Genomic DNA, 23,204 nt, shown 5'->3' with positions numbered 1-23,204 from the left:
GCGCGATTTAGCCCCGACGTATCCCCACTGTTCGTCCATTTCCGCGCAGACGATGACGTCACTGCCCGGCTGTATGCGCGAGGTTACCGACTGCGGCCTGAGTTTTTTAAGTGACGTAAAACCGTGTTGAGGCCAACGCCCATAATGCGTGCACTGGCGCGACATCCGACGCCATTCATGGCCATATCAATGATTTTCTGGTGCGTACCGGGCTGAGAGGCGGTGTAAGTGAACTGCAGTTGCCATGTTTTACGGCAGTGAGAGCAGAGATAGCGCTGATGTCCGGCAGTGCTTTTGCCGTTACGCACCACCCCGTCAGTAGCTGAACAGGAGGGAAAGCTGATAGAAACAGAAGCCACTGGAGCACCTCAAAAACACCATCATACACTAAATCAGTAAGTTGGCAGCATCACCAATATGTCGCTATCTTTTCCTTTGTTTTTATTCAGTTAATCAGCGTTGGTAAAGTTTTTGCTAACGCAGATGAGTGGATGACAACGTTTAGAGAAAATATTGCACCAACCTGGCAACAGCCTGAACATTATGATTTATATATTCCTGCCATCACCTGGCATGCACGTTTCGCTTACGACAAAGAAAAAACCGATCGCTATAACGAGCGACCGTGGGGTGGCGGTTTTGGCCTGTCGCGTTGGGATGAAAAAGGAAACTGGCATGGCCTGTATGCCATGGCATTTAAGGACTCGTGGAACAAATGGGAACCGATTGCCGGATACGGATGGGAAAGTACCTGGCGACCGCTGGCGGATGAAAATTTTCATTTAGGTCTGGGATTCACCGCTGGCGTAACGGCACGCGATAACTGGAATTACATCCCTCTCCCGGTTCTACTGCCATTGGCCTCCGTGGGTTATGGCCCAGTGACTTTTCAGATGACCTACATTCCGGGTACCTACAACAATGGCAATGTGTACTTTGCCTGGATGCGCTTTCAGTTTTGAGACAAATGAAGTTTTAGTAACTTCTTTAAAATCAATAGCTAAAATAAGTAACATCAAAAATAACGCGACTTTTATCACTTTTTAGTAAAGTTGCACTGGACAAAGCGTACCACAATTGGTGTACTGGTAACCGACACAGCATTTGTGTCTATTTTTCATGTAAAGGTAATTTTGATGTCTAAGATTAAAGGTAACGTTAAGTGGTTTAATGAGTCCAAAGGATTCGGTTTCATTACTCCGGAAGACGGCAGCAAAGACGTGTTCGTACACTTCTCTGCAATCCAGACTAATGGTTTTAAAACTCTTGCTGAAGGTCAGCGCGTAGAGTTCGAAATCACTAACGGTGCCAAAGGCCCTTCTGCTGCAAACGTAATCGCTCTGTAAGATACGTCAGCAAGAATTCAAAACCCGCTTAATCAGCGGGTTTTTTTTGGTCTTTAGTGTGCGGTTGAGGCCGAAAACAGCCAGAAAGCCAGTGCTGTCATGGCAAAAGACCCCAGAAGGTTGACGAAAACGTTCAGTAATGCCCAGCCAAAGCGACCCTCTTGTAACAAAAACACCACTTCTGCCGAAAATGTTGAGAAGGTTGTTAGACCGCCACAAAATCCGGTGGTGATTAATACTTTCCACACTGGATCAATGTTCGTCATCCTGCTGAACCATGCGAATCCCATTCCTATGATGAATGCCCCAATCAGGTTTGCTGTCAGCGTCCCCAACGGAATCGCCTGATGCAGTGGGTTAAATCGCATACTTAACAGCCATCTCGCCACGCTTCCCGTACCACCGCCAATAAAAACTGCTAAAAGAAGTTGTAACACTGCAAAATCCTGCTATTTGATTTGTATGAGTGATAAGTGTAACGCCGAATAATCGTCGTTGGCGAATTTTACGACTCTGACAGGAGGTGGCAATGCTGGTTGCTGCAGGACAGTTTGCTGTTACATCTGTGTGGGAAAAGAACGCTGAGATTTGTGCCTCGTTGATGGCGCAGGCGGCGGAAAACGACGTATCGCTGTTTGTCCTGCCGGAAGCATTGCTGGCACGCGATGATCATGATGCAGATCTATCGGTTAAATCAGCACAGCTGCTGGAAGGCGAATTCCTCGGACGTTTACGGCGAGAAAGTAAACGTAACATGATGACGACAATTCTGACGATTCATGTTCCTTCAACGCCGGGGCGCGCATGGAATATGCTGGTGGCACTTCAGGCAGGAAACATCGTCGCCCGTTATGCCAAACTGCATCTCTATGATGCATTTGCCATTCAGGAATCACGCCGTGTTGATGCTGGTAATGAAATCGCTCCGTTACTGGAGGTGGAAGGGATGAAGGTCGGTCTGATGACCTGTTATGACTTACGCTTTCCAGAGCTGGCGCTGGCACAGGCATTACAGGGAGCTGAAATCCTGGTACTTCCTGCCGCCTGGGTTCGCGGGCTGCTCAAAGAGCATCACTGGTCAACGTTGCTTGCCGCTCGTGCGCTGGATACCACCTGTTATATGGTGGCGGCGGGCGAGTGCGGGAACAAAAATATCGGGCAAAGCCGGATTATAGATCCCTTTGGCGTCACCATTGCGGCAGCGTCAGAAATGCCTGCACTCATTATGGCGGAAGTGACGCCCGAACGTGTGCGTCAGGTGCGCGCGCAACTGCCCGTCTTAAACAACCGTCGCTTTGCGCCGCCGCAATTATTATGATGTTTTTTTACTCGGCGCTTGATTCACCTTGTTACAGATTGCTATTGTGTGCGCGCGTCGAATGACCGTTAATATTCTCTGGTTTTTAAGGCGCGTTCTGTTGCCGGTTATATGTCAAGAAGGTATCTATGGGTGAGATTAGTATTACCAAACTGCTAGTAGTTGCGGCGCTGGTCGTTCTGCTGTTTGGGACTAAGAAGTTACGTACGCTGGGCGGAGACCTTGGAGCGGCCATTAAAGGGTTCAAGAAGGCGATGAATGATGATGATGCTGTGGCGAAAAAAGGCGCAGACGTTGATCTTCAGGCTGAAAAGCTCTCTCATAAAGAGTGACGTGGCGAGCAGGACGCTCCCTCAATATCTTGTTCGATACAAAAAACCCGCTTCAAAAAGCGGGTTTTTTATCAGACAGATGTAAGTAATTATTACCGGATTACTTAACTTCCATCCCTTTCGCCTGCAAATCGGCGTGGTAAGAAGAGCGGACAAACGGACCGCATGCAGCATGGGTAAAGCCCATCGCCAGCGCTTCGGCTTTCATTTCGTCGAACTCATCCGGGCTAACGTAACGTTGAACCGGCAGGTGATGGCGGCTTGGCTGCAAATATTGCCCCAGCGTTAACATCGTCACACCATGACGGCGCAGGTCGCGCATTACCTCAATAATTTCTTCATTGGTTTCACCCAGTCCCACCATCAGACCAGACTTGGTCGGGATTTCCGGATGCGCTTCTTTAAAGCGTTCCAGCAGCTTCAGCGACCAGTTGTAATCTGCACCAGGCCGTACCTGACGGTAAATACGCGGTACGTTTTCCAGGTTATGGTTGAACACATCTGGTGGCGTTGCAGTCAGAATATCCAGAGCACGATCCATACGACCACGGAAATCCGGCACCAGAGTTTCAATTTTGATTTGCGGGCTTTTTTCCCGAATGGCAGTAATGCAATCCGCAAAGTGCTGGGCACCGCCATCGCGCAGGTCATCACGGTCAACGGAGGTGATAACCACATAACGCAGCGCCATATCGGCAATGGTCTGCGACAGTTTCACTGGTTCATTGGCATCAGGAGCTACCGGGCGACCGTGGGCAACATCACAGAACGGACAACGGCGGGTACAAATAGCGCCGAGGATCATAAACGTTGCTGTGCCGTGGTTGAAGCATTCCGCCAGGTTAGGGCAGGAGGCTTCCTCGCAGACAGAATGCAGGCCATTTTTGCGCATTGCGGCTTTGATGCCCTGGATACGTGTAGAGTCCGCTGGAAGCTTGATTTTCATCCATTCCGGCTTGCGCAGCAGGGCTTCGCGCTCTATTGCTACGTTTTTAACCGGGATAAGGGCCATCTTATCGGCATCGCGGTATTTAACACCGCGTTCCATCACAATGGGTTTACTCATAGCGTGCGTGTTCCAGTTGCGAATTACGAAGGAAAGCGTTTCAATTCAATAGATTGTTGTAATTATCAACTATTTTTGAATTAACGACTGGCAGTATATCATTGAAACGGACCTGAAAGCAGCCAAAGCGGTCGCGAAAATGTAAAATTGTTGTTGGATTGTGCCATTTTATCGTTCTGCGCTGTGATCTGGCTGTAACAATACTTTTTCAAAATGCATTACGGATAACAGCTATTACTCCGTGCAGGATGGGATCACGCAGGCTGAATTTGTTGTAGTGGATAGAGAAATCTATTTGCTCCTTATTTAAGGACGGAAAAGGCAGTTTTTCCAGCGGCCAGCAGCGGCTAAACAGGTTATAAAAACGGCTGGAAATAATCGCTAACATGTCACTGTTGGCAACCAGTGCAGCGATTGTCAAAATGTTGTAGCTGGTGAAATTGATTTGCCGGTCCGGAAACATTTCTTGAACTCTCTGCCGCAGACCGCTGAAATTTTGCTCTTCCGGTAACAGAAGTACATGCGCAGCGTTGTCGATAGTCTCTCTGTCATCTTCTAAAGAGAGTAGTGGATTTCCCTCGCGGCAAATTAACACCATATTGTCGGTGAACAGAACATGATGTTGCACCGTACGATTGGTGCAAAACATGTTATCGATGATGAGATCGGTTTGAAACTGACTGAGTTGGTTTTCCGCGTCGCTGATGGGCGGGTTGCGCAGTAAAAGCTGCGGATAGTGAGTTTTAATCGCCCGATAGATGACAGGAAGGACCAGGGCTCCGACCGAGGGAGTGGTCGCAATAGTTATCGTTCGTTGCTTATCATAGCTTCCTTCGATATCCAGCGCGCCAAGAATGGACTCAAGGCCCTGACTGATATACTCATGTAGATGCATCGCAAATGCGGTAGGAGTGACACCCTGGCCTTTGCGAATAAACAATGGGTCAGGGAATATAACGCGCAGTTTCTGAATAGACTGACTGATTGCCGAGGGGGGCAGATTAAGCACTTTCGCTGCATTAACGATCCCTTTATGTACATATACAGCTTCAAAAATAGTCAGAAGGTTAAGAGCAATATTTCGTAAGGTTGTAAATATTTGTGGTTTACCTTCTGACGACTTTCTGCTTAAACAGGGTTCAATTTGATTATTACTATCCACGCACTTACTCCAATTTTATTCATGGAAAAATAATATTTAAAAAATTACAATAATCTTATGTCTAATTGGAACGGAACGCTTTTGCTCACCATAATCAACTATTTCAATAGGTTAATCAATGGGGTGAGTTACGGAGCAAGGCGTGGCACCGCATTTCTGCAAGTGATAAAGAAAATATACAAACGCGAAGGAGATGTAAAGCATTAGCAGGTATTATGAGTAATGACCCAGTGTAAATTGGGCCATTGATGTATGGAATTAAGCGGTAATATATTCGAAGTCCGGATTGTTTAGTAGCGCTAAAATATTTTCCAGTAAACGTGGAGCAATATTATTAGTCGTCGCTTCGGGTTTCCATTGTGATATTTTAGCCATTTCCATTCCGGCATACCCACAAGGATTAATACGTAAAAATGGTGAAAGATCCATATTGACGTTTAATGCCAGACCGTGGAATGAACAACCGCGTCGAATTCGTAAACCCAGTGAGCAAATTTTCTTTTCCCCGACATAGACACCAGGCGCGTCAGCCCGAGGATGCGCTTCTATACCCAGTTCAGCCAGGGTATTCACCACTGTTTGCTCAAGCAAGGTCACCAGTTCACGCACACCGAGTTTACGGCGTTTCAGGTTAAGCAACACATACATCACCTGTTGTCCCGGCCCGTGATAAGTCACCTGCCCACCGCGATCGCTCTGGATCACCGGAATATCACCCGGCATTAAAATGTGCTCCGCTTTTCCTGCCTGACCTTGGGTGAATACCGGATAGTGCTCGACCAGCCAGATTTCATCAAGGGTACTATCATCGCGGGTATCGGTGAATTCATGCATAGCCTGGGAGATTGGCTCGTAAGGCTGAAGACCGAGCTGGCGGACAAGAATTTTATCCTGATACAAAACGGCATCTCCGTGGAGAATGAGTAAAAGTGGGGGAAAAGTATATCACAGCGAGGAGAGGGGAGTTACCCGACCAGGAGCCGGGTAACGGAGAAGCGAGTTACAGAACCATGCGGACAATATCGATTTTGCCCAGTTCTTCATACAGTGTTTCAACCTGCTCGATATGAGTGGCGTTGATAGTGATAGATACCGAGTGGTAGTTGCCTTTGCTGCTTGGTTTTACCGTTGGGGTGTAGTCACCTGGCGCATGGCGCTGTACCACTTCAACCACCTGATCAACCAGCTCAGGTAACGCCTGCCCCATAACTTTGTAAGTAAAAGGAGTAGGGAATTCAAGCAGTTCGTTAAGTTTGGTTTTCATGTCAGCTCCGGCGTAACGTAATTAAATAGCAACTCCCGCCAGAAGGCGGGAGTTTTTTTTACTGATGCTTAGTATATGGGGACGGAAATTACACTTTCAAGTGTTCAATTTTTAACCAAACCAGTGATGGAACATTAATTTAATGTAATCAATGATTTTGCCGAAGAAGTTACCTTCCGGGATTTCTTGCAACACAACCAGCGGGCGTTGCTCGATCGTTTTGCCATCAAGCTGGAAGTTGATAGTTCCGACGACCTGATTCTTTTGCAGCGGCGCATGCAATTCACTGCTGTTCAGCACATAGCTGGCTTTCAGATCTTTCATGCGACCACGCGGAATGGTCAGGTACATGTCTTTATCAACCCCTAACGAAGCGCGATCAGAATCACCAAACCAAACCGGTTCAGAGGCGAACTCTTTACCTACTTTCAGTGGGTTAACGGTTTCGAAGAAACGGAAGCCCCAGGTCAGCAGTTTTTTACTTTCGGCTTCACGGCCTTTAAAAGTACGTCCGCCCATCACCGCAGAGATCAAGCGCATCTGGCCTTCAGTCGCAGAAGCAACAAGGTTGTAACCTGCTTTGTCAGTGTGTCCGGTTTTGATGCCGTCGACATTCAGGCTGTTATCCCATAACAGGCCGTTACGGTTCAGCTGGCGAATACCGTTAAACGTAAATTCTTTTTCTTTATAGATCGAGTATTCATTCGGTACGTCACGGATCAACGCCTGGCCGATCAGCGCCATATCGCGCGCGGAGCTGTACTGACCATCAGCATCCAGACCATGTACCGTCTGGAAGTGGGTGTTTTTCAGGCCCAGGGCGTTAACGTAGCTGTTCATCAAGCCAACAAAAGCGTCCTGGCTACCAGCGGCAAAATCAGCCATGGCGACACAAGCATCGTTACCCGATTGCAGGTTAATACCGCGGATCAGCTGAGAAACCGGAACCTGCATGCCCGGTTTGAGGAACATCAGCGAAGAACCTTTAAACACCGGGTTACCGGTGGCCCATGCGTCGTTGCCGATAGTGACTAAATCAGTTTCTTTAAATTTACCGGCTTTCATTGCTTGGCCGATAACGTAACTGGTCATCATTTTGGTCAGGCTGGCAGGATCGCGGCGGACATCTGCGTTCTGTTCGGCGAGCACTTTGCCGGAGTTATAGTCAATCAGGATGTAGGACTCCGCATCGATCTGCGGTACACCCGGGATCATAGTTTTGATATTCAGGTCATCGGCATGTGCAGCAGAGATAAAGGCTGTGCAAAGAGCCGTGGTGAGCGCCAGGCGCTTCATGATACGAGCGGAAAAAATGGTATTCATGGTCTGAACTACGACATCCGTGATGGAATTAAAAAAAGTGCCCTACTATAGCAAATGCACTACCGGCAGGCATCTGACTTTCCGCGTGACTTTGTTAACGTCATTTACAGAAATTGACACATCAGATGCCTGCTTTACGCTACTGCGCGGTGGTAATAAATGACTGTAATTGGGCTTCGGTTTGCAAACGTTGCTGCAAGGTACTGGCTTCGGCTTTGCTGGCGAAGGGGCCAAGCTGGATCCGCCAGACCGCGCCATTTTGAGTTACGCGACCGGGGACGCCGAACTTCTGTCCCAGTTGCTGTTGGTACTGTTGCGCACGAGCCTGATCGCTAACGGCCCCGACTTGCACCATAAAGTTGCCGCTGGCGCTTTGCGAGGCGGCTTGCGGTGTCACCATTGCAGGCGAGGTTGCAAGCGTTGTCGACGGAGCTGTAACAACGGGCTGTGGCGCAGGCGTCGGTTCGCTGCCTTCCAGTACACCAGGCGCTAAGGTCGTTGGTGCGCCGAGGAAACCGCTACTGGTTACCGGCGCGCCGGTCGGATCTTCGCTTTTTAGCGTCGAATTACTGACCGGAAGAATGTCACCCTGCGGGCCAGACACTGAACTTGTTCCCGCGCCACCGCTTAAATCGGGAGGTGCAGGCAGGGCGTAAGTCTGTTTGGCGACTGTGGTACAAGCCATACCAAGACCAGAAAGCGAACCATCCTGGGCGACAATAATCGGATCGATACGAACTTTGGTGTTGTTTGACGTGTTAAGACGGTCAGCTGCCGCGCGAGAAAGCGAAATAACGCGGTCGTTGCCGTAAGGGCCGCGATCATTAATGCGCACCACGATCATTCGCCCGTTAGCCAGGTTAGTGATTCTGGCGTAGCTGGGGATCGGAAGCGTTGGATGGGCCGCCGTCAGCTGTGTCGGATCGAAAGCTTCGCCAGAGGCCGTCAGGTTACTGCCTGGTTCGGCATCATAGATTGCCGCCAGTCCCGCCTGGCTAAATCGAGACGGATCCTGCACGATTTTGTAGCTTTTACCGTCGCGCTGGTAATCCTGATTTGCCGTCGCGTTCAGTGGTTCGAAACGCGGGTCCGCCCCGCTAATTTCAACTATGGGGCCGTTACATACCGCAGGCTGCGGTACACTTACCGTCTGTTGCTGACCATCATCGCTTGTACATGCCGCGAGCATTCCTGCCGCGATGCAGATCCCGAGCCACTGCTTACGCATTGCGCACCTCTTACACGCTTTTCGACAACATTTTCCTGTGGGTGTGGATTGACATTACAATCCCGAACCCAGCCATCAGCACAATTAGCGCTGATCCTCCATAACTGACCAGTGGGAGCGGAACCCCTACAACCGGCAGAATACCGCTTACCATACCAATATTTACGAAGACATAAACGAATAATATCAGCATTAATCCGCCAGCCATGACGCGACCAAAGGTGGTTTGCGCTCTGGCGGCTATCCACAGCCCGCGCATGATCAGCAGAATGTAGAGAGCGAGCAGAATCAAAATGCCCACTAATCCCAGCTCTTCCGCCAGTACCGCGAAGATAAAGTCGGTATGGCGTTCGGGTAGAAATTCAAGTTGTGACTGAGTGCCATGCAGCCAGCCTTTGCCGCGTAATCCGCCGGAGCCAATAGCAATTTTAGACTGAATAATGTGATAGCCCGCGCCGAGTGGGTCTGATTCCGGGTCCAGGAGCATCATTACGCGCTGGCGCTGGTAATCATGCATCAGGAAGAACCACAGAATAGGAATGAACGCCGCCACCAGCACTACTGCGACGCCAATCAGACGCCAGCTAAGGCCAGAGAGGAACAGTACAAACAGACCGGAAAGCGCAACGAGGATTGATGTTCCCAGGTCAGGCTGTGCAGCCACCAGCAGCGTGGGCATAAATATCAGCACCAGCGCGATGCCTGTGTTCTTCAACGACGGTGGGCAAACGTCGCGGTTGATAAAGCGCGCAACCATCAGTGGTACGGCTATTTTGGCAATTTCCGACGGCTGAAAACGAACAATACCGAGGTCCAGCCAGCGTTGAGCACCTTTAGAGATGGCACCGAAAGCATCTACCGCCACCAGCAAAATAATACAGATGATATAGAGATAGGGGGCCCAGCCTTCATAAACGCGTGGAGGAATTTGCGCCATCACCACCATGATGACCAGACCCATCGCGATTTGGCCGATTTTACGCTCCATCATGCCAATATCCTGACCGCTGGCGCTCCAGATAACCAGGGCGCTGTAAACCAGCAATGCCAGTAAGATCAGCAGCATTGTGGGATCGAGATGGACTTTATCCCAGAATGTTTTTTTATTCGGATTATCCGTCATGATTAATGGTCCTCCGCTGCGGCAACCGCTGGATTTTCCGCAGGCAGATCGGTGTTGTTATCACCCAGCATAATGTGGTCGAGGATCTGACGCATCAGCGTACCAACCGCCGGACCCGCGCCGCCGTTCTCCAGAATCATGGCTACAGCCACTTGCGGATTGTTGTATGGCGCAAAAGCGGTCATCAGTTTGTGGTCACGTAAACGCTCGGCAATTTTGTGCGCATTATAGGTTTCGTTCGCTTTCAGACCGAAGACCTGAGCGGTACCAGATTTCGCCGCAATTTTGTACGGTGCGCTGGCAAAGTATTTATGCGCCGTACCGTTAGGGCGGTTAGCAACACCGTACATACCGTCTTTCGCCAGCTCCCAGTAACCGGAATGAATATCGCCGACGGGCGGTTCATGCGGTTGTACCCATGGCACCTGTTTGCCGTCTTCGGCGGTGCTCATCAGCAAATGCGGAACCTTCACGATACCGTCATTAATCAGGATCATCAGTGCCTTACTCATCTGGATTGGGGTCGCTGTCCAGTAACCCTGACCGATACCAACCGGAATGGTGTCACCCTGATACCACGGTTTTTTAAAGCGTTTCTGTTTCCATTCGCGGGTAGGCATGTTGCCGGAACGTTCTTCCGCCAGGTCGATACCGGTGTAATGACCATAACCGAATTTACCCATCCATTCGGAGAGGCGATCGATCCCCATATCGTAGGCCACCTGATAGAAGAAGGTATCCGCAGATTCTTCCAGCGATCTTGTGACATTCAGACGCCCGTGGCCCCATTTTTTCCAGTCACGATAACGTTTTTCCGAACCTGGCAGTTGCCACCAGCCTGGGTCAAACAGCGTCGTATTGCGCGTGATCACCCCGGCGCTCAATGCCGAAACCGCCACATAGGGTTTAACTGTAGACGCGGGAGGATAAACCCCCTGTGTGGCGCGGTTCACCAGCGGTGTATTCGGGTCGTTCAACAAGGCGGAATAATCTTTGCTGGAGATACCGTCAACAAACAAGTTTGGGTCATAACTAGGCGTGGAAACCAGCGCCAGCACCCCACCTGTACGCGGATCGGTGACTACCACAGCTGCGCGGCTACCCGCCAGCAGCGTTTCAATATATTGCTGGAGTTTGAGATCCAGCGTCAGGTAAATATCGTGTCCGGCTTGCGGTGGTACTTCTTTTAACTGGCGGATAACACGCCCACGGTTGTTAACTTCAACCTCTTCATAACCGGTCTGACCGTGCAGCACGTCTTCATAGTAACGCTCAATGCCCAGCTTACCGATATCATGCGTTGCCGCATAGTTGGCCAGTTTGCCGTCATTATTCAGGCGTTCGACGTCTTTATCGTTGATTTTCGACACATAGCCGATGACGTGGGTCAACGCCGAACCGTAAGGATAGTAACGACGTTTATAGCCTTTAACTTCAACCCCCGGAAAACGGTACTGATTGACGGCAAAGCGAGCTACTTGTACTTCGGTCAGGTTAGTTTTCACGGGAATAGAGGTGAAACGGTGTGAACGTGCGCGCTCTTTTCGGAATGCAGCAATATCGTCATCGGTCAGATCAACCACGCTGCGCAAAGCGTCCAGCGTTTGCTGCACGTTATCGACTTTCTCTGGCATCATTTCTATCTGGTAGATAGTGCGGTTGAGGGCCAGAGGGATACCATTACGGTCGTAAATAATGCCGCGGCTGGGCGCGATAGGCACCAGCTTAATGCGGTTTTCATTAGAGCGGGTCTGGTAGTCGGTAAAGCGAACAATTTGCAGATTATACAGGTTGGCGATAAGCACGCCGGTCAGCAGCAAAATCCCCAAAAAGGCGACCAGCGCCCGGCGCACAAACAGCGCGGACTCTGCCGTATAGTCGCGAAAAGAGTTCTGTAGTTTCATCCGCTGCGTTTTCTACTCAAAGCTCCCTTATCACTCACGGTGATAAGGATGGTTGGTGGTGATGCTCCACGCCCGGTACAGACTCTCTGCGACCAGCACGCGAACCAGCGGATGGGGGAGGGTAAGCGCCGACAGCGACCAGCTCTGCTCCGCCGCCGCTTTACAGGCAGGCGACAACCCTTCAGGCCCGCCAATCAGTAGACTGACGTCGCGACCATCCAGCTTCCAGCGTTCCAGCTCAGCGGCTAACTGCGGCGTATCCCAGGGCTTGCCTGGAATATCGAGGGTGACAATGCGGTTTTTGCCTGCGGCCGCCAACATCTGCTCACCCTCTTTGTCGAGTATGCGCTTGATGTCCGCATTCTTGCCGCGTTTTCCGGCCGGAATTTCAATCAGCTCGAAGGGCATATCTTTCGGAAAACGACGCAGGTACTCGGTAAAACCGGTTTGTACCCAGTCCGGCATTTTCGTTCCCACGGCGACAAGTTGCAGCTTCACGCATTAACTCCAGAGTTTTTCCAGTTCATACAGGCGACGGCTCTCTTCCTGCATGACATGGACAATCACATCGCCCAAATCCACGACAATCCAGTCGGCGCTGTTTTCACCTTCTACGCCGAGCGGTAACAGGCCCGCTGCGCGAGACTCCTGCACAACGTGGTCAGCAATGGACATAACATGACGGCTGGACGTACCCGTACAGATGATCATGCAGTCGGTGATGCTGGATTTGCCTTGAACGTCTAAGGCGATGATGTCCTGACCTTTGAGGTCATCAATTTTGTCGATAACAAAATCCTGGAGTGCTTTACCCTGCAAGTTTTCCCCCTGGGTGAATCAAATAGATAAAAATGGTCTGTCAGTATACCTGAACCAGAGGCGATTTCGGGACAATTGTCGCCGAATCGGCTTTCGAAAGTGGGCTATCATCCCACCCCGCGCCGCAGATTGCATCGCCATTTTTGTAAAACAATTTCTACAAAGTCGTGTCTGGCGAAAAAAGTCTGGCTGCGGAGAATATCAGCCTGCCCGGGTCTGTCAATGGTCGTTGCGGCTTACCCGTAAAAAAACAGAAAAGTCATGCATTATCGACCCCGATGGCACGGCTATTGAGGACGCGTAGCGTCGCGAATTTTTGGTTGATATCAATGGCGCTCCAACACCCCTGGTCAACGCGAAAATGCCACATAGCCTCGGCAGGCATGCCAATTAAACGGGCGATTAACAGACTCAGTACACCCTGATGGCTGACGACTAAAATATTCTGATAGTGCTGAAATTCACTAAGCCTTGCGATAAAGCGTTCCACACGTTGCGAAAATGCCTGAAATCCTTCACCGTTCGTGGGGATTGCATGCTGCCAGTCATTGCACCACGCGCTATAGTTTTCGGCATCTTCTTGCATGAGGTCGCGATGATGTCGCATCTCCCAGTCGCCAAAAAACATTTCGTTGAGTTCAGGGATGATTTGCACGGGGAGCTGGCGGTCACTGAGAACCAGTCGCGCGGTATGCTGTGCCCGTTCCAGTTCACTGCATAAAACCAGATCAAAGGAAACACCATGTAGCAGCGTATGCAGATTTTGCGCTTGCTCAATACCGCGCGCGGTCAGGGGGGTGGGCGCATGACCGCTGTAAAGACCATCGATATTCGCTTGCGTTTCACCATGACGAATTAACCACAGTCGCATCATGCCCTCCGTAACGACAGGTATCAGCGATACAAGCCTTGTTGGTTAATGTAAGTCAGTACCGGTTCCGGCAATAAATCCTCACACGATTCACCGTTTTGCAAACGTTCGCGGATGATGGTCGCCGAGATGTTAAACCACGGCGTTTCAGCCAGATAAATTTTACCGGCAGGCTGAAGGTGAAGATCTTCCTGGTTATGTGTCAAATGATCTTCCAGCCATTGCTGGTATTGCGGTTGCGCCATTTCAAGTGGGTAACCTGGACGCCGACAGACGATCAAATGTGCATTGTCGAGTATCGTTTCGTATTCGTACCAGGTCGGAAAGGTCAGCAGTGAATCCTGACCAATAATAAACGCCAGCGGCACGTCCGGTCCTTGTTCCTGCCGCCACTCTTTCAGTGTTTGCGCAGTGTAAGAGGGGGCATTGCGCTTTAGCTCGCGTTCATCAAGAGTAAATAATGGCTTGTCGGCAATCGCCAGTTCAAGCATGTGTTTACGCTGCACGCTGTTCGCTTCCGGCTGGGGACGATGCGGAGGAACATTATTAGGGATGATTGTGACCCGCGTCAGACCAATCAAATTCGCCAGCGTTTCCACGGGTTTTAGATGACCATAGTGCACTGGATCAAAGGTGCCGCCAAACAGAGCCTGTAAAGATTTCATATCAACCGTCGATAAATACGTCCGCCAGGGGTTTATGGCACAACAGAAGAGATAACCCTTCCAGCTCTGCCCACACTGACTGACCGTAATCTTGTTTGAGGGTGAGTTCCGTTCGTGTCAGGAGTTGCACGGCCTGACGTAACTGCGTCTGACTTAAGCGATTTAACGCCTCGCCCATCATGCCCCGGCGGTTCTGCCATACCCGATGCTTATCAAACAACGCACGCAGTGGCGTATGGGCAGACTGGCGTTTCAGGTTAACCAGTAACAACAGTTCACGTTGTAATGTGCGCAACAAAATAACCGGTTCGCTGCCTTCCAGACGCAGTTGCTGAAGAATATGCAATGTGCGCTTACTTTTTCCCATCAACAAAGCATCAACCCAATGAAAAGGGGTGAAATGCGCGGCATCATTCACCGCCTGTTCAACGCGCGGTAATGTCAATTTGCCGTCTGGCCAGAGCAGCGATAAACGCTCCAGTGCCTGAGCCAGCGCCAGCAGGTTACCTTCATAACAGTAGCAGAGCACCTGATTTGCCGCGTCATCCAGTTCTAAGTTGAGCTGTTTTGCGCGCGCAGCAACCCAGCGGGGAAGCTGAGCCTGCTCCGGTGTCTGACAGGTCACCTGCACGCTGCGATTCGCAAGCGCAGTAAACCAGGCGGCATTTTCTTGCGCTTTGCTTAATTTATTACCGCGGACGATCAACAGCAGGTCATCATGCAGAAGTCCGGTGAGTGTGAGAAGTTGTTCATTGATCGCCGCATTCGGTCCGTTTTCTGGTAACAACAGCAATAGCGTTTGTCGACTGGCAAACAGACTCATAGCCTGGCATAACGAAAAGATCGCATTCCAGTCAGTGTTGGGATCAATGGAAAAAGTGTGGTGTTCTTCGAATCCTTGTGCCGCAGCTACCTGACGAACAGCGTCCTGGCTTTCCTGCAATAACAGAGGATCGTTACCAAGTAAAAGATACGCCGCGCGCAGCCCTTCATTGAGCTGCGCGCGGAGTTGTTCCGGGTACAACCGAATCATCAGTTACCCAGCGTGGTGGAGACGCGTGCAGGCGTTGCCGGAGTATCCGTTGTGGTCGACGTCTGTTCTTCGTCGGAACGAATATCCGCAGCACGGATGCTTGGCAGCTTACGAATCAGCTGTTCGGCAGCACGGTCGTACATCTCTTTTACGATCATGTCTTGTTCGTTATCTTTCGCTAACGCCATTTGCGGGTTATCAAAGAACGAACGGAAGACTTTGGCGCTAATCGGGTAGATATCACGGCCGGGGATCAACACGGTCGCATTCACCGTCATGATCATCTGATACTCTGCTGTTTGACCGTTACGGAATACCGATGCGGTATCTTTCGCGATGCTCACTTTACCCAAACGCAGGGATGGAACGTCCTTACGCGTGGTTTCTTTATCAAGCAACTCGACACCATTCAGACGTAACTGGTTACGCACCGCAGGGCTTAATGGCCCGTTCGGATCGCCTGAGTCCAGGATCATGACCTTCATAGTGGAAGGAACCTGCGTGGTATCACGCAGATGCCAGCCACACCCGGCGGTGATTAACACCGCCAGAGATAACAACAATGTTGCCAGATATCGCACGCTTCCTCCCGCGCTTAGCCAACGACCAGATTGAGGAGTTTACCTGGTACGTAAATCACTTTACGCACGGTAACGCCATCAAGATATTTTGCTACCAGATGTTCCTGGCCAGCACGTTCGCGAACCTGTTCTTCCGTTGCGTCCACCGGAACGGTGATTTTGGCACGGACTTTACCGTTAACCTGCACCACGACCAGCGTGGAGTCTTCCACCATCGCTTTTTCGTCAGCAACCGGCCACGGCGCGTTGTCGATATCGCCTTCGCCTTTCAGTTCCTGCCACAGCGTGAAGCAGATGTGCGGGGTGAACGGGTTAAGCATACGGACAACGGCCAGCAGCGCTTCCTGCATCAGAGCGCGATCCTGCTCGCCATCGGTTGGTGCTTTCGCCAGTTTGTTCATCAGCTCCATAATCGCCGCAATTGCGGTGTTGAAGGTCTGACGACGGCCGATATCATCGGTCACTTTAGCGATCGTTTTATGCACATCGCGACGCAGCGCTTTCTGATCTTCAGTCAGCGCATCAACGTTCAGTGCCGCAACATCACCTTTTGCTGTGTGCTCGTAAACCAGTTTCCAGACACGTTTCAGGAAGCGGTTAGCCCCTTCCACACCGGATTCCTGCCATTCTAGAGTCATATCAGCCGGAGAAGCAAACATCATAAACAGACGAACGGTGTCCGCGCCGTAACGTTCAACCATCACCTGTGGGTCGATACCGTTGTTCTTCGACTTGGACATTTTGCTCATGCCGGTATAAACCAGTTCATGGCCTGCCGCATCTTTCGCTTTCACGATACGGCCTTTCTCGTCACGTTCAACGATAGCATCAACCGGGGAAACCCAGTTACGTTCGCCGTTTTCGCCAACATAGTAGAAGGCATCTGCCAGAACCATACCCTGACACAGCAACTGTTTCGCTGGTTCGTCAGAGTTCACCATGCCTGCATCACGCATCAGTTTGTGGAAGAAGCGGAAGTAGAGCAGGTGCATAATGGCGTGTTCGATACCACCAATGTAGATATCCACCGGCAGCCAGTAGTTAGCCGCTTCGGAATCCAGCATACCTTCTTTGTACTCTGGGCAAGTGTAGCGCGCATAGTACCAGGAGGACTCCATAAAGGTGTCGAAAGTGTCGGTTTCACGCAGCGCTGGCATACCGTTAACGGTAGTTTTTGCCCACTCCGGATCTGCTTTAATCGGGCTGGTAATGCCGTCCATCACCACATCTTCCGGCAGGATCACCGGCAGCTGGTCGTCCGGGGTCGGCATTACGGTACCGTCTTCCAGCGTCACCATCGGAATCGGCGCGCCCCAGTAACGCTGACGAGAAACACCCCAGTCGCGCAGGCGGTAGTTCACTTTACGCTCGCCAACGCCCATCGCAGTCAGTTTATCGGCGATGGCGTTGAAGGCCGCTTCATGGTCAAGACCGTTGAATTCGCCAGAGTTGAACAGCACGCCTTTTTCAGTCAGGGCTTGCTGAGAAAGATCTGGCTCAGAGCCGTCAGCAGCCAGGATAACTGGTTTGATGTTCAGGCCGTATTTAGAGGCAAACTCGTAGTCGCGCTGGTCGTGACCCGGAACCGCCATAACTGCGCCCGTGCCGTACTCCATCAATACGAAGTTTGCTGCCCAAATGGGAATTTCTTCGCCCGTTAATGGGTGAACAGCTTTAAAGCCAGTATCGACGCCTTTTTTCTCCATCGTCGCCATTTCAGCTTCGGCAACTTTGGTGTTACGGCATTCGTCAATAAAGGCCGCCAGTTCAGGATTATTTTCCGCCGCTTTCTGCGCCAGCGGATGACCCGCAGCTACCGCCAGGTAGGTACAACCCATAAAGGTGTCCGGGCGGGTAGTGTAAACGGTCAGCGTGTTGTCATAGTCGTTAACGTTGAAGGTGATCTCCACGCCTTCGGAACGACCGATCCAGTTACGCTGCATGCTTTTAACGGTGTCTGGCCAGTGATCCAGTTTATCCAGATCGTTGAGCAGCTCGTCAGCGTAAGCAGTGATTTTGATAAACCACTGCGGGATCTCTTTACGTTCAACTTTGGTATCGCAGCGCCAGCAGCAGCCGTCGATAACTTGTTCGTTCGCCAGTACGGTCTGGTCGTTCGGGCACCAGTTGACCGCAGAAGTCTTCTTATATACCAGGCCTTTTTTATACAGCTCGGTGAAGAATTTCTGTTCCCAACGGTAGTATTCCGGCGTACAGGTTGCCAGCTCGCGGCTCCAGTCATAACCAAAGCCCAGCATTTTGAGCTGGTTTTTCATATACGCGATGTTGTCGTACGTCCACGGTGCCGGAGCGGTGTTGTTTTTCACCGCCGCGCCTTCCGCAGGCAGACCAAACGCGTCCCAGCCGATCGGCTGCAGGACGTTTTTGCCCAGCATACGCTGGTAGCGGGCGATCACGTCACCGATGGTGTAGTTACGTACGTGGCCCATGTGTAGTCGACCAGAAGGATAGGGAAGCATAGACAGGCAGTAATACTTCTCTTTGCTCTCGTCTTCGGTTACTTCAAATGTGCGCTTCTCATCCCAATGAAGCTGTACTTTGGATTCTATCTCTTCCGGGCGGTATTGCTCTTGCATGGCAGCCAGTGGTCCTGTTTTCAATACGGCTACAAATGTAGCGTTGAGGTGGTTTTTCAGATCCGCATAGCATAGCCCAAACGTCCGCGTCAAAACAGCCTTTCGCGCACTCGACGTTGAAATGATGCCCGGATTATTCATACATTAATTTACAGAGTTTGTGGGCGTATTAGCAAAGCAAGGAACAAAGAACGTCTATTATTATAGTCAGTTAACGACCCGGGAGATGAAACGATGAACAAGGTTGCTCAATATTACCGTGAACTGGTCGCGTCACTGAGCGAACGCCTGCGCAATGGCGAACGTGATATCGACGCACTGGTGGAACAGGCGCGCGAGCGCGTAATAAAAACAGGGGAGTTAACGCGAACCGAGGTCGATGAGCTGACGCGAGCTGTAAGACGTGACCTGGAAGAGTTCGCCATGAGCTATGAAGAGAGCCTGAAAGAAGAATCTGACAGCGTCTTTATGCGGGTGATTAAAGAAAGCTTATGGCAGGAGCTGGCAGATATCACCGATAAAACGCAGCTTGAATGGCGCGAAGTTTTCCAGGACCTCAATCATCATGGGGTTTATCACAGCGGAGAAGTGGTCGGGCTGGGAAATCTGGTCTGCGAGAAATGTCACTTCCATCTCCCGATCTACACACCGGAAGTGCTGACGCTATGCCCGAAATGTGGTCATGACCAGTTCCAGAGACGCCCGTTTGAGCCGTAATAGTCTGATTTCGCACAGCAATAAAGAGAATATGGGCCGAATGAAATTCCCCGGCCCTTGTTTTTATCTCTACAGTAAATCTTCAGTCTCACGAATTTCCTGACTGACATCTCTGGTTCCGGATGACTGAACTTTACGATACAGGTCGAGAGCCTGTCGGAGATCGACAGGTCTTCCTTCTCCGTAGTGATACATAATGGCCAGGTTATACCAGGCAGTGGCGTCATTGCATTCAGCGGCTTTCGTAAACCATTCAAAGGCAGCCTGATAATCTTTCTCAACGCCTTGTCCGTGTTTATACATATAACCGATGTTGACGTAAGCGCCGACGCTTTCCTGAGCGGCAGCCTTCAGATACCAGTACATCGCTTGCTTATAGTCCTGGTCCACCCCTTCGCCAGCGTTATAATCCCATGCAATTTGAAACTGGGCGTGCCGATTACCCTGCTGTGCGCTTTTCAAATACCAGAATGCGGCGAGTGTCTTGTTTTGAGCAACGCCTTTTCCGTCTTCATAAAGATCGGCCAGATTGTTTTGCGCGTCACTATGGCCTTGTAATGCAGCTTGTTTGTACCAGAAAAATGCCAGCGCATAGTCTTTTGCGACTCCGTTGCCATTTCTGTACATCCACCCAAGATTATTTTGCGCATAAGACATTCCGCTCTCCGCGGCTATCTGATACCAGACAACCGCTTCTTTATAATTGGAGTCTTCTCCACGATCCAGTATCCAGCCAAGGGCGTTGGAAGCGAAAGTATGGCCTTGTAGGGCAGTTTTTTTCAGCCAAAAGATGGCATGCTCATTATCTTTATGACGGCTTTTATCCTCAGTATACTTTTGTCCTAAGGAATATTGTGCTTCACAATGACCTTGCTCGGCGGCCAGCTTCAGCCAGTAAAAGGCCTTTTCGTCGTCCGGAGAGTCAATTGCGCTATCGCGATTATAATAAAACCCAACAATATATTGAGCCTCGCAATCGCCTTTTTCAGCACGTTCGATAATCTCATCTATTGATAAATTATCGCAGCAACTTGACGTAAAAATCATTATCATTCCCTTATGGTTGTAGATAAAGCATATTATATTTTATGTGTTCCATTTTTGCGTAAGCCTTATTTTATGCGTATTATGTCGCGTCAGAAAAGTATAAATAACTGAGTCTCGAAATGTAGTTTACATTCATTAAATGAATGTTTAAGGATAAATTATATGGACATGGGGTCGCAAAAAATATTGTTTGCACTTTCCACTCCGATGGAAATACGCAATGAATGCTGTTTACCTTCGCATTCATCCCCCAAAATGTATTTAGGTACATGCTTTTTTGACCTTTCTTCCTCATGGGGAATTGATGACCGTGATGACCTGCTGCGCACAATTCACCGAATGATCGAGAACGGTCATGCCGCTCGGTTGGCAGGGTTTTATCACCGCTGGTTTCGTTATTCTCCATGTGAATGGCGTGACTATCTTGCTGAATTAAATGAGCAAGGTCAGGCTTATGCGCAATTTGTCGCCAGCACAGCCGAATGCTGTGGTGAGGGAGGAATTAAAGCATGGGATTATGTCCGGATGGGTTTTTTAAGTCGAATGGGCGTACTTAATAACTGGTTGAGTGAAGAAGAAAGTCTATGGATCCAGTCGCGTATTCATCTACGGGCTCTACGTTATTATAGTAACTGGCGGCAATACTTTGCCGGTTATACCTGTGGTCGGCAATATTGGCAGTCTCCCGAAGATGATCATCTGCCTTTATTACGCGAATTCTTAGCGCGTAAAGAATACGACGATTCCGGCAATGATATGTTTTATCAATTATTTGCCAGTGATGATGCGTATTACCCTACCTTGTCCTGGCAACCACTGGCTGACTACCCCACATGCCCGGAAACGCTTAAGGATATGAGCGACTTATGAAAAATTGCTGGAAGATCCTCGATATAGAGGAAACGACTGACGTCGATATTATCCGCCGCGCTTATCTGGCGCTGTTACCGTCCTTTCATCCAGAAACCGATCCGCAGGGTTTTAAACAACTTCGTCAGGCGTATGAGGAGGCGCTACGGATTGCGCAGTCGCCTGCTAAATCTGTTTGGCAACCAGAAGAATATGAGGTAGCAGAACATGAAATTCTGCTCGCCTTTCGCGCGTTACTTGCCTCTGATAGCGAACGTTTTCTGCCCTCCGCCTGGCAGCGATTCATTCAGCAATTAAATTATTGCTCGATGGAAGAGATTGATGAATTACGCTGGTCGCTGTGCACAATCGCCATGAACACTGCCCATTTATCCTTCGAGTGCGTGGTGTTATTAGCAGAAAGATTGCGGTGGTTGCAGGAGGAAAACGTCGGGGAAATAGACGAAGAAGAACTGGAATCCTTTTTATATGCCATTGCGAAGGGGAATGTTTTTAACTTCCAGACCATTCTGCATCTGCCCGTTGCCGTGCAAAATGACACCATCGATTTTTACCAAATGTTCGCTCGGATTTGGTCATCGCATCCAGAATGGCTGACATTGTATTTAGCGCAACATCGCGCAGTGATCATCCCCGATGATGCAAAACTGCACAGAAATTTACTCCGCTGGTATAGCGCAGGTCGCCTGGATATCCCCGAACTTCTGGATTACGCCCGGTCGTGGCGGGAAGCTGAACCTGATAATGAAGATGCGCGTTATTATGAATACGCGCAACGCGTCTATTGTGGAGAAGGCGAAAGCTTGCTGGCAGAACTTTGTGACTACTGGCGCGAGTATCCCTCCACCCAGGCGGATGCTTTAATATTGCAATGGTGCCGTCAGCATCGGGTCGATTATTACCCGTTAGTGGTGATGATGATTGAAGCTCGTGAACTGGTTAACGATCAGGGTAAACAGCTACTTTATGTCCCCGGCGACAGCGCCCGTACGCGTTTTCATTTATACGAAATACTCAGCGATGAAAAACTCTCTGTGCTGGGGCGTTCACTGGTCGAGATGGTTTTGCACAAAGGACGTAAGCCGCGGATCTCACTCACGCGTGATACAGAACATCTCTTATGGCCATTATATTTAGTTGCCAAACAATTAGTGCAGGCCAGCCAACCGACAGAAGAATCATTAATGCCGATCGTAAGCCGTCTTGATGCAGAAGATCGTTGTCCAGTGGAAGCATTAATTATTCGTCGATTATTAATTCAGGCGGCGAATTTTACCGAGAAGCAAACTGTTGAACCGGAGCCGCAACCGCAGCCAATGCCCGTTGACGATGGTGGGCCGGGCTGTCTGGGCGTCATCAAAATTATTTTCTACATTTTTATCTTTGCCGGTTTGATAGGGAAAATACTCCATCTGTTCGGGTGACAGTCGACGTTAATGTGCGGAAAGCCCGGCAAGTAATATAAAAAAGTAGTCAGTTAATGCACTTAAGGGATTATTAACAAATGAATAAGGAAGAACAATATCTTCTTTTTGCGCTTTCTGCGCCCATGGAAATACTTAATCAGGGTTGCAAACCCGCGCATGACTCGCCAAAAATGTATACCGGTATAAAAGAATTCGATCTCTCATCATCCTGGGGAATAAATAATCGTGATGATTTAATTCAGACTATTTATCAGATGACTGATGATGGTCATGCCAATGATTTAGCTGGCTTATATCTGACATGGCATCGCTCTTCCCCTGAAGAGTGGAAAGCATTAATTGCTGGTGGCTCGGAGAGAGGGTTGATTTATACCCAATTCGTTGCCCAAACCGCTATGTGCTGTGGGGAAGGGTGAAGTGGTCAACAAAAACTGGCCACCGAGTTAGAGTTTTTCCAGTATCGATTTTCCGATTCGTTTGGGGGTAACCCACCGTTATATTCGTGCGGTCT

24 protein-coding genes and 2 pseudogenes are annotated in these 23,204 nt (G+C 49.9%); 8 read left to right on the top strand and 18 right to left on the bottom strand.

Annotation, left to right across the window (positions count from 1 at the left end; genetic code table 11):
- A pseudogene (locus BGK49_RS19495) lies at nucleotides 1-359 on the bottom strand (IS1 family transposase); the annotation flags it as partial.
- A gap of 66 nt (nucleotides 360-425) precedes the next feature.
- On the opposite strand from BGK49_RS19495, the gene pagP reads away from it, so the two are divergent.
- Together pagP and cspE are read left to right on the top strand one after the other, a co-directional pair.
- Nucleotides 426-962, top strand: a complete 537-nt coding sequence (pagP, locus tag BGK49_RS19490) for a lipid IV(A) palmitoyltransferase PagP (RefSeq protein ID WP_032335587.1) — start codon at nucleotides 426-428, stop codon at nucleotides 960-962.
- A 174-nt stretch (nucleotides 963-1,136) separates the two neighbouring features.
- Nucleotides 1,137-1,346, top strand: a complete 210-nt coding sequence (gene cspE / locus BGK49_RS19485; RefSeq protein ID WP_000034825.1) for a transcription antiterminator/RNA stability regulator CspE — start codon at nucleotides 1,137-1,139, stop codon at nucleotides 1,344-1,346.
- Nucleotides 1,347-1,399: 53 nt separating this feature from the next.
- Here cspE and crcB read toward each other — a convergent pair whose 3' ends face one another.
- Complete coding sequence (crcB, locus tag BGK49_RS19480) at nucleotides 1,400-1,783, bottom strand: fluoride efflux transporter CrcB (protein ID WP_000939749.1); 384 nt, start codon at nucleotides 1,781-1,783, stop codon at nucleotides 1,400-1,402.
- Between the two features lie 92 nt (nucleotides 1,784-1,875).
- On the opposite strand from crcB, the gene BGK49_RS19475 reads away from it, so the two are divergent.
- Both BGK49_RS19475 and tatE read left to right on the top strand, forming a co-directional pair.
- On the top strand, nucleotides 1,876-2,664 hold the full coding sequence (locus BGK49_RS19475; RefSeq protein ID WP_005028207.1) for a deaminated glutathione amidase: 789 nt from the start codon (nucleotides 1,876-1,878) through the stop codon (nucleotides 2,662-2,664).
- A 128-nt stretch (nucleotides 2,665-2,792) separates the two neighbouring features.
- Nucleotides 2,793-2,996 (top strand): twin-arginine translocase subunit TatE, encoded by a 204-nt coding sequence (tatE, locus tag BGK49_RS19470; RefSeq protein ID WP_000503934.1) that lies wholly within the window; start codon nucleotides 2,793-2,795, stop codon nucleotides 2,994-2,996.
- A 100-nt stretch (nucleotides 2,997-3,096) separates the two neighbouring features.
- Here tatE and lipA read toward each other — a convergent pair whose 3' ends face one another.
- From lipA to leuS, 15 genes are all read right to left on the bottom strand, one after another.
- Nucleotides 3,097-4,062 (bottom strand): lipoyl synthase, encoded by a 966-nt coding sequence (lipA, locus tag BGK49_RS19465; RefSeq protein ID WP_000042618.1) that lies wholly within the window; start codon nucleotides 4,060-4,062, stop codon nucleotides 3,097-3,099.
- 208 nt (nucleotides 4,063-4,270) lie between these two features.
- Nucleotides 4,271-5,224 carry a YbeF family transcriptional regulator gene (locus tag BGK49_RS19460; protein WP_069375823.1) on the bottom strand — a complete coding sequence of 318 codons (954 nt, stop codon included), beginning with the start codon at nucleotides 5,222-5,224 and terminating at the stop codon, nucleotides 4,271-4,273.
- Between the two features lie 258 nt (nucleotides 5,225-5,482).
- A complete protein-coding gene (lipB, locus tag BGK49_RS19450) occupies nucleotides 5,483-6,124 on the bottom strand; it encodes a lipoyl(octanoyl) transferase LipB (RefSeq protein ID WP_000284027.1) in 642 nt (213 codons plus the stop codon).
- 100 nt (nucleotides 6,125-6,224) lie between these two features.
- Entirely contained in the window at nucleotides 6,225-6,488 is a 264-nt protein-coding gene (gene ybeD / locus BGK49_RS19445; RefSeq protein ID WP_000850550.1) for a DUF493 family protein YbeD, read from the bottom strand.
- Nucleotides 6,489-6,599: 111 nt separating this feature from the next.
- Nucleotides 6,600-7,811 (bottom strand): D-alanyl-D-alanine carboxypeptidase DacA, encoded by a 1,212-nt coding sequence (gene dacA, locus BGK49_RS19440; protein ID WP_001092079.1) that lies wholly within the window; start codon nucleotides 7,809-7,811, stop codon nucleotides 6,600-6,602.
- Between the two features lie 139 nt (nucleotides 7,812-7,950).
- Nucleotides 7,951-9,039, bottom strand: coding sequence for an endolytic peptidoglycan transglycosylase RlpA (rlpA, locus tag BGK49_RS19435; RefSeq protein WP_001231411.1), 1,089 nt, complete (start codon nucleotides 9,037-9,039; stop codon nucleotides 7,951-7,953).
- Between the two features lie 10 nt (nucleotides 9,040-9,049).
- Nucleotides 9,050-10,162, bottom strand: coding sequence for a peptidoglycan glycosyltransferase MrdB (mrdB, locus tag BGK49_RS19430; protein ID WP_000131719.1), 1,113 nt, complete (start codon nucleotides 10,160-10,162; stop codon nucleotides 9,050-9,052).
- A 2-nt stretch (nucleotides 10,163-10,164) separates the two neighbouring features.
- Entirely contained in the window at nucleotides 10,165-12,066 is a 1,902-nt protein-coding gene (gene mrdA / locus BGK49_RS19425) for a peptidoglycan DD-transpeptidase MrdA (RefSeq protein ID WP_000776191.1), read from the bottom strand.
- A 30-nt stretch (nucleotides 12,067-12,096) separates the two neighbouring features.
- Entirely contained in the window at nucleotides 12,097-12,564 is a 468-nt protein-coding gene (gene rlmH / locus BGK49_RS19420; RefSeq protein WP_000776104.1) for a 23S rRNA (pseudouridine(1915)-N(3))-methyltransferase RlmH, read from the bottom strand.
- Between the two features lie 3 nt (nucleotides 12,565-12,567).
- Nucleotides 12,568-12,885, bottom strand: coding sequence for a ribosome silencing factor (rsfS, locus tag BGK49_RS19415; RefSeq protein WP_001161664.1), 318 nt, complete (start codon nucleotides 12,883-12,885; stop codon nucleotides 12,568-12,570).
- Between the two features lie 259 nt (nucleotides 12,886-13,144).
- Nucleotides 13,145-13,756 (bottom strand): adenosylcobalamin/alpha-ribazole phosphatase, encoded by a 612-nt coding sequence (locus BGK49_RS19410; RefSeq protein ID WP_001241871.1) that lies wholly within the window; start codon nucleotides 13,754-13,756, stop codon nucleotides 13,145-13,147.
- A 23-nt stretch (nucleotides 13,757-13,779) separates the two neighbouring features.
- Entirely contained in the window at nucleotides 13,780-14,421 is a 642-nt protein-coding gene (nadD, locus tag BGK49_RS19405) for a nicotinate-nucleotide adenylyltransferase (protein ID WP_000838891.1), read from the bottom strand.
- A 1-nt stretch (nucleotide 14,422) separates the two neighbouring features.
- Nucleotides 14,423-15,454, bottom strand: a complete 1,032-nt coding sequence (gene holA, locus BGK49_RS19400; protein WP_000620542.1) for a DNA polymerase III subunit delta — start codon at nucleotides 15,452-15,454, stop codon at nucleotides 14,423-14,425.
- Complete coding sequence (lptE, locus tag BGK49_RS19395) at nucleotides 15,454-16,035, bottom strand: LPS assembly lipoprotein LptE (RefSeq protein ID WP_001269663.1); 582 nt, start codon at nucleotides 16,033-16,035, stop codon at nucleotides 15,454-15,456. Before lptE ends, holA begins: the two co-directional genes overlap by 1 nt.
- Nucleotides 16,036-16,049: 14 nt before the next feature.
- On the bottom strand, nucleotides 16,050-18,632 hold the full coding sequence (leuS, locus tag BGK49_RS19390) for a leucine--tRNA ligase (RefSeq protein ID WP_024259577.1): 2,583 nt from the start codon (nucleotides 18,630-18,632) through the stop codon (nucleotides 16,050-16,052).
- 234 nt (nucleotides 18,633-18,866) lie between these two features.
- Here leuS and BGK49_RS19385 point away from each other — a divergent pair, with 234 nt between their 5' ends.
- Nucleotides 18,867-19,349, top strand: a complete 483-nt coding sequence (locus BGK49_RS19385; RefSeq protein ID WP_001044880.1) for a zinc ribbon-containing protein — start codon at nucleotides 18,867-18,869, stop codon at nucleotides 19,347-19,349.
- Between the two features lie 69 nt (nucleotides 19,350-19,418).
- Here BGK49_RS19385 and ybeQ read toward each other — a convergent pair whose 3' ends face one another.
- Complete coding sequence (ybeQ, locus tag BGK49_RS19380) at nucleotides 19,419-20,396, bottom strand: Sel1 family TPR-like repeat protein YbeQ (protein ID WP_000578166.1); 978 nt, start codon at nucleotides 20,394-20,396, stop codon at nucleotides 19,419-19,421.
- Between the two features lie 162 nt (nucleotides 20,397-20,558).
- On the opposite strand from ybeQ, the gene BGK49_RS19375 reads away from it, so the two are divergent.
- From BGK49_RS19375 to BGK49_RS19365, 3 genes and pseudogenes are all read left to right on the top strand, one after another.
- Complete coding sequence (locus BGK49_RS19375) at nucleotides 20,559-21,266, top strand: DUF1266 domain-containing protein (RefSeq protein ID WP_000367146.1); 708 nt, start codon at nucleotides 20,559-20,561, stop codon at nucleotides 21,264-21,266.
- Nucleotides 21,263-22,690, top strand: a complete 1,428-nt coding sequence (locus tag BGK49_RS19370) for a J domain-containing protein (RefSeq protein WP_000786576.1) — start codon at nucleotides 21,263-21,265, stop codon at nucleotides 22,688-22,690. The genes BGK49_RS19375 and BGK49_RS19370 overlap by 4 nt, the downstream gene beginning before the upstream one ends.
- 80 nt (nucleotides 22,691-22,770) lie before the next feature.
- A pseudogene (locus tag BGK49_RS19365) lies at nucleotides 22,771-23,106 on the top strand (DUF1266 domain-containing protein); the annotation flags it as partial.
- Nucleotides 23,107-23,204: the final 98 nt, after the last annotated feature.

It is taken from the genome of Shigella sp. FC1544 (assembly GCF_001722145.1).
Taxonomy (GTDB): Bacteria; Pseudomonadota; Gammaproteobacteria; order Enterobacterales; family Enterobacteriaceae; genus Escherichia; species Escherichia coli.
This window is presented reverse-complemented; position numbering and strand designations above follow the sequence as displayed.

Bases quoted from the DNA above. Each gene is read 5' to 3' on its own strand.
- cspE (WP_000034825.1), top strand. From the start codon at position 1,137: ATGTCTAAGATTAAAGGTAACGTTAAGTGGTTTAATGAGTCCAAAGGA.
- BGK49_RS19475 (WP_005028207.1), top strand. From the start codon at position 1,876: ATGCTGGTTGCTGCAGGACAGTTTGCTGTTACATCTGTGTGGGAAAAG.
- tatE (WP_000503934.1), top strand. From the start codon at position 2,793: ATGGGTGAGATTAGTATTACCAAACTGCTAGTAGTTGCGGCGCTGGTC.
- lipA (WP_000042618.1), bottom strand. From the start codon at position 4,062: ATGAGTAAACCCATTGTGATGGAACGCGGTGTTAAATACCGCGATGCC.
- ybeD (WP_000850550.1), bottom strand. From the start codon at position 6,488: ATGAAAACCAAACTTAACGAACTGCTTGAATTCCCTACTCCTTTTACT.
- dacA (WP_001092079.1), bottom strand. From the start codon at position 7,811: ATGAATACCATTTTTTCCGCTCGTATCATGAAGCGCCTGGCGCTCACC.
- rlpA (WP_001231411.1), bottom strand. From the start codon at position 9,039: ATGCGTAAGCAGTGGCTCGGGATCTGCATCGCGGCAGGAATGCTCGCG.
- mrdB (WP_000131719.1), bottom strand. From the start codon at position 10,162: ATGACGGATAATCCGAATAAAAAAACATTCTGGGATAAAGTCCATCTC.
- mrdA (WP_000776191.1), bottom strand. From the start codon at position 12,066: ATGAAACTACAGAACTCTTTTCGCGACTATACGGCAGAGTCCGCGCTG.
- BGK49_RS19410 (WP_001241871.1), bottom strand. From the start codon at position 13,756: ATGCGACTGTGGTTAATTCGTCATGGTGAAACGCAAGCGAATATCGAT.
- nadD (WP_000838891.1), bottom strand. From the start codon at position 14,421: ATGAAATCTTTACAGGCTCTGTTTGGCGGCACCTTTGATCCAGTGCAC.
- holA (WP_000620542.1), bottom strand. From the start codon at position 15,454: ATGATTCGGTTGTACCCGGAACAACTCCGCGCGCAGCTCAATGAAGGG.
- leuS (WP_024259577.1), bottom strand. From the start codon at position 18,632: ATGCAAGAGCAATACCGCCCGGAAGAGATAGAATCCAAAGTACAGCTT.
- BGK49_RS19385 (WP_001044880.1), top strand. From the start codon at position 18,867: ATGAACAAGGTTGCTCAATATTACCGTGAACTGGTCGCGTCACTGAGC.
- ybeQ (WP_000578166.1), bottom strand. From the start codon at position 20,396: ATGATTTTTACGTCAAGTTGCTGCGATAATTTATCAATAGATGAGATT.
- BGK49_RS19375 (WP_000367146.1), top strand. From the start codon at position 20,559: ATGGACATGGGGTCGCAAAAAATATTGTTTGCACTTTCCACTCCGATG.
- BGK49_RS19370 (WP_000786576.1), top strand. From the start codon at position 21,263: ATGAAAAATTGCTGGAAGATCCTCGATATAGAGGAAACGACTGACGTC.